This window comes from Algoriphagus ratkowskyi (genome assembly GCF_002150505.1).
GTDB lineage: Bacteria > Bacteroidota > Bacteroidia > Cytophagales > Cyclobacteriaceae > Algoriphagus > Algoriphagus ratkowskyi.
This window is the reverse complement of the sequence record NZ_MSSV01000042.1, coordinates 1-5,474: the sequence shown is the minus strand read 5'-3', so window position 1 is coordinate 5,474 and position 5,474 is coordinate 1. Positions and strand designations below refer to the sequence as shown.

Annotated in this window: 6 protein-coding genes and 1 pseudogene; 6 read left to right on the top strand and 1 reads right to left on the bottom strand. The window is 40.8% G+C overall.

The annotated features are described in order from the left end of the window. The 4 genes from BVH02_RS20955 to BVH02_RS22095 form a co-directional block, all read left to right on the top strand. A partial coding sequence (locus BVH02_RS20955; RefSeq protein ID WP_240507479.1) for an RHS repeat-associated core domain-containing protein occupies nucleotides 1-952 on the top strand: 952 nt, incomplete at its 5' end. Further along, a complete protein-coding gene (locus tag BVH02_RS20950; protein ID WP_086503426.1) occupies nucleotides 949-1,362 on the top strand; it encodes a hypothetical protein in 414 nt (137 codons plus the stop codon). The genes BVH02_RS20955 and BVH02_RS20950, both read left to right, overlap by 4 nt. A 190-nt stretch (nucleotides 1,363-1,552) precedes the next feature. Continuing rightward, entirely contained in the window at nucleotides 1,553-2,185 is a 633-nt protein-coding gene (locus tag BVH02_RS20945) for a hypothetical protein (RefSeq protein ID WP_086503425.1), read from the top strand. Continuing rightward, on the top strand, nucleotides 2,182-2,427 hold the full coding sequence (locus tag BVH02_RS22095; protein WP_086503424.1) for an Imm53 family immunity protein: 246 nt from the start codon (nucleotides 2,182-2,184) through the stop codon (nucleotides 2,425-2,427). The genes BVH02_RS20945 and BVH02_RS22095 overlap by 4 nt, the downstream gene beginning before the upstream one ends. Before the next feature lie 36 nt (nucleotides 2,428-2,463). Here BVH02_RS22095 and BVH02_RS20935 read toward each other — a convergent pair whose 3' ends face one another. After that, nucleotides 2,464-2,700: a helix-turn-helix domain-containing protein gene (locus BVH02_RS20935; protein WP_223271941.1), complete on the bottom strand. Its 237-nt coding sequence runs from the start codon at nucleotides 2,698-2,700 to the stop codon at nucleotides 2,464-2,466. 13 nt (nucleotides 2,701-2,713) lie between these two features. Between BVH02_RS20935 and BVH02_RS20930 the strand changes: the two are divergent. Continuing rightward, nucleotides 2,714-5,032: pseudogene (locus BVH02_RS20930) on the top strand (DUF6443 domain-containing protein); the annotation flags it as partial. A 39-nt stretch (nucleotides 5,033-5,071) separates the two neighbouring features. After that, nucleotides 5,072-5,474: hypothetical protein (locus BVH02_RS20925; RefSeq protein ID WP_143244276.1), on the top strand; the 403-nt coding region annotated here is incomplete at its 3' end.

The window sequence follows — 5,474 nt, the reverse complement described above, 5'->3', positions numbered from 1 at the left end:
GGTCATGAGCACGGGACCCATTATCGTACAGGAGACGCACTATGACCCGTGGGGTTTGGAGATCAAAGAATTGGGTTATCAATACGGTGGCATCAAGGTGAATCCTTATCTTTATAACGGCAAGGAATTTTTCACCGAAAATGATATCAATGTATATGATTACGGGGCGAGGATGTATGATCCTACGATTGGAAGGTGGAGTGTTGTGGATCCACACGCCGAACGTTACTCAAGTCTTTCAGGTTATTCTGCCTTTGCAAATAACCCTATTAATGTCATAGACCCGGACGGTAGAGATATCATACCTGTTCATGGAACTTGGTCTAATATTTTGACTTGGGGAAACCTAGGTGGGATAACTAAGGCTTCTAATAACTTATTTAAGGATAATAATCCTGGAGTGTCGTATTCATGGTCAGGAGATAATTTTAGCGGAGCAAGAACAAATGCAGCAATTGGCTTAATTGATCACGTAAGAACTCAGATGAAGTCTGAGGATTTTAATGGTTCAATTACTTTAGTAGGCCACAGCCATGGAGGTAATCTTTCAATCGAAGCTTTAAATATGATGGCTGAAATGGATGAATTTAATGATGTTAATCTAAACTTACTTACTATTAATACTCCCGTTCGTGATGATTATCAATTATCTGAAAAGGCTTCGGGGCGAGTAAATCATGTAAATGTTTATGACGAAAAAGATCCCGTGCAAAGCAATGGAGGGAATAGTACTTTGAATAAACTATTTGGTGTTTTTAGCAGAGGAGTAAGAACAGGGCAAAGATTAGGTCAGCAGTTAGGTTCAGGTGAGTTAGGTGAAGCGGGCAGAAGATTTGACAATGCACGGCAAAATATAAGTGTCGACAATCCTCAAGGTGTGGGAGGAGATTTTCATAACTCCCACAATAGGACTGATGATTGGTTAAATAAAACTAAAACTGAGAACAAATGAGATATTGGATTTCTTTAATTATTGTTATGCTTTTTAGCAGTTGCAATGAACGAAATATAAGCACTTTGAAACATGAAAAAGTAAAATTCAAAGATTTGCCAATTGAGATTGTAAAATGTATTAAAAATCCAAATGACTTTCAAGAGGAAAGAAATAATATGCTTATTGAATTACCGAAAAGTAAAAATGTTGATTATACGGTAGAAAATGTAAAAACATGGATTGGGCCATGGGTATCTTATGTAAAATTAATAGATATCAAGAATAATACTTCTTACAAAATTGATCGGGGGGTTCCTGATCCATACATCATATTTGAAGACAAACTTTATGTGCCAGACAGGTACAACATATTTACTGTTGTGGATGATTTAAACTCCTTAGAGTTTACTCGATATGAGTTGAAATAATTAAGAATAGAAGTAATTGCATTCCCCTATTGAGTGTAGTAAAGATGTCGTTAGGACTAGGTGTAAATACAATCTAGGCTTTTAGGTAAATCTATTTTTTTTAGTGAGTTAAAACTGAAATCCCGATAGCGCCAATATAAAAACCATAAAAAATTTTATTATAAAACTTAAAGTATATTTTATTCTTTCCATGTCTCCCAAATCCTTTTTCCTTTTCTGTTTCCTCGGCCTAGCATTAGTATTCTGGATGCCAGCTTTTGCCCAGACCATACCTGCTGTGCCCAAGAGTCTTAGTGTTGGCGAAGGATTATCGAAGGGGTTTCCTTCAGGAGGGTTGGAGTCTATAACTACTAAGCCCGAGATTCCTTATTTGGAAGAACTCAAGCAGATCCAGTCACTGAAGAAATCTTACGATTCGCTCAGGAAAGAACTCAAGGAGTTAAAGGAAATCACTGCTGACAGTACCCAAAGGGACAGCCTCTTCACCCTAGCAAAAGAAAGAAGCAAAGCCCTGCTGGAACAGGAAAGCAAAAAACTGGAAAGCTTGATCCAGAGTGAGGATATTCCGGGAGAAGAAATAAAAAATGCTTCAAAAAATACACTGGATCGGGTGAAGGATTCCAAAGCTAGACTTGAGAAAATCAACCAAATTGGAGAACTGGAATCGCTGGTGGATCAGAACAACGAAAACCTCAAGGCATTGACCAATGAATGGATCATGCCCAAACTGGAAGAGCAAATCTCAGGAATAGTACAAGATGGGTTTGATCCAAGAAGCGCCGAGCTACCGGACTTCTATGGAAAGGATGCTCCTATTCTATAAAGATAGAAAGTCTAGATAACCCAGGTTGGGCTTTAACTGTAGATGTTGGGGAAACAGAATTGGATGGTCTTTACTTACCATACAAATTAGTTGAGAATTATGAGGGTGATTGGTATGGTGTTAAATTAACGAACAATGTTTTTGAAGCATTTGGTGATCCAACGAAACTTGGGTTTTTACTGAATTACTTTAAGCAGTTTGCTGAGGAAAATACCAAAGCTAAAAATAGATCCTTAGATTAATTTTAAAAAAGTCTGGCAAGTCCGGGCTTTTTGCTTTTACAGCGCAGCGATACTTTTGAGCTTAGCCGCCTTGATGAAAGCATCAATGGTAGCGAAGACGTGTGACTTGTTTTCGGGATCGAGGTGTTGGATCTCCTTTAGTTTTTTGAGCGTTTCGTTGTCAATGCGCTCATACTCCCCATCCTTGACCAAGTAATCCAGCGTGACCCCGAGTGAGTCGGCGATCTTTGCGGCCACGTCAATTGATGGGATGTTTTCACCTTGACTTGTCAAGACGTATCGTTCTCGTGAAGCGACAACTTCAGTATCTCAGGTGACTGAAGGAACTCCTAATCAGTCATATAAGAGTGTAACTTATTTAGATGGTTTGGGGAGACCAAAGCAATCAATAGCTATTCAGGGTACGGTCAATTCCAAAGATTTAATAACTCCTATAGGTTACGATGAATTTGGGAGACAGCAGAAGGAATATTTACCATACTTTGAGAATTCTGGAATTCAAGATGGAAGATATAGAAGTAATGCAATTGTAGATCAAGAGCAAAGAATTACTGAAATTCATGGTGATTCTTTTGGTTTTGTTGAAAAACAATTTGAAAGTTCCCCATTAAACAGAATTTTAAAAACCTCCAGTCCTGGAACTCCCTGGAAAATGGGATCAGGCAGAGAAATTAAGTTTGAGGAACGACCAAATGATTCGTCCGACGTAGTCCGGCTGTTTACCGTAAATTCTTCAGGATTGCCTGTCACCGATTCTTTTTATGAGCCGGGAGAACTCTGGGTCAAAATAACCAAGGACGAACACAACAGGATTTTTCAGGTATTTACCAACAAACAGGGCCAGCTAGTGCTGAATAAAGATCAAGGACCGGACTGGCCTACCTATGAAGGTAATGGAAACGGATGGCTTGAGACCTACTACAACTATGACCTCTTTGGAAATCAAAACACCGTAATACCTCCCCAGGCGGTCAGCATTATGCTTGGGCAGAGCAATTTCGGATTGTCCACCAATACCGACCTTTTGAATGAACAGTGCTATCAATACCGGTACGATTCCCGTCAAAGACTCATAGAAAAGAAGCTCCCGGGTAAAGGATGGGAGTACATGATCTACGACTTACAAGACAGGATGGTGGGTATCCAAGACGCCAATCTTCGCATCAGTAATGAGTGGATCTATTCCAAATACGATGCACTGGGCAGGTTGATCATGACCGGTAAAACCGTCGACGCAGGAAGCAGAGATTCAATTACAGCAGGAATTACCGGAACCAACAATACGGTGCTTGGGGGAACCACTACCCCAACTTCCTCTGGTGGATGGCCGTCGAATGAGGGCACAGTGCTGTCTGCGTATTATTACGATAGCTATGACCTCATCGGAGGCTATAATTACCAAAAACCAACAGGACATCCGGATTTCCCTGATGCTTCAGCGAATGTCCATGGGCTTCTCACGGCCAAGAAAACCAGAAATCTAGTAAATGACCTATTCTTTACCACGCTCATCTATTATGACAGGAAGGCAAGATCGATCCAGCAAATAGAGTCGCACCAGCTCAATGGGGATGTAAAGACCAGCACTAAATACAATTTTGAAAACCAGGCTATCGAAACCATCACAGAACTGACTGGAAATCAAACTGCGAAAATAAGAAGAAGGTTTGTGTACAACAATGCAGGTGCACTCCAAAACGTGTTTCATCAGATCAATCAGGATTCGGAGGTTTTAATTAGCAATCTGATTTATGATGATTTAGGAAAACTGAAAACCAAATCCTTTTTGGATTTTAATCTGTCGTATGATTATAACATCCGAAACTGGCTGAAGGAAATTAGCAGCACTTCTGCACAAATTTTCAAACAAAAGCTTTATTATGAAAGCGAAGGTAATTTTTACCGCTGGGACGGGAATATTTCAAGAATTGACTGGTGGGATAAAGATGGAAAAGAACACCGTTATCATTATCAGTACGATCTGGCAGGGAGGCTTCATGTAGGCAATTACAGTGCTCCCGGTTTTGCTGATGAAAATGACAACTATTCCATTCATGGAGTTAGGTATAATAACAACGGAAACATCAAAACTTTGTACAGAATGGGTCAGATTTCTACCGGCAACTATAATTATACTGACAAACTTTCCTATCATTATCTTTCAAATGCCCAATTGAACGAATATTCCAACAAGCTTCTCCGGGTTGAGGATAATGAGAGCGGTACTAACCACCTTTCTCTGGACTTCAAGCCCAATACACAGTCCACACAGAATTATGGCTATGATGCCAACGGCAATCAGATCTCAAACAGTGATAAGAACATTGACCAGATCGAGTACAATCACTTAAACCTTCCCAGCCGGGTTACTTTTGCCTCAGGGGCCGGCAAAATCGAATATGACTATGATGCGGATGGAGTCAAACGGCAACAGTGGTTCTATACCGGTACGGTACTAAGTTCCACCAAAGATTACATCGGAGAATTTATGTTTGAATCCGGACAGCTGGATTACATCATCCATGAGGAAGGGCGGGTTGCTTATGAAAATTCGGAATTCAATTACGAATATTTTGTCAAGGATCATTTGGGAAATGTAAGATAGGTGATCCGTGCTCCTATATCAGGTGCCAGAATAGCTACTATGGAACCTGAGAATGCAGTAGAGGAGGAGAAGTATTTCGAAAATATCAGTGAATCCCGTCAAGGGGCAGGAGAGCATAACAAGACTCCTGGCGGCTATGCCACTGCCTGGCTGAATGCAGGAAGAAACCGAATTCTTGGACCTTCCCGTTCTCAGGAAGTACAGCAGGGAGACAGTGTGGAGCTTGGGGTTTTTGGTAAGTATGTAGATCCAAAGAAACGTAGACTCTCTCCAGCCAGCTTTGTACGTACAGGAATGGACAAGAAACTGATCCAGCAGCTCACCGAGTATGGTCAAAATCTTGCCGCCGCTCCCAATGAATTTGCCATCGCCAATGTGATCGCTTTGGTGATAACCGAGCTACAGCAAAAACCGGTTCCTGAGGCTTATATGGGCTACGCAT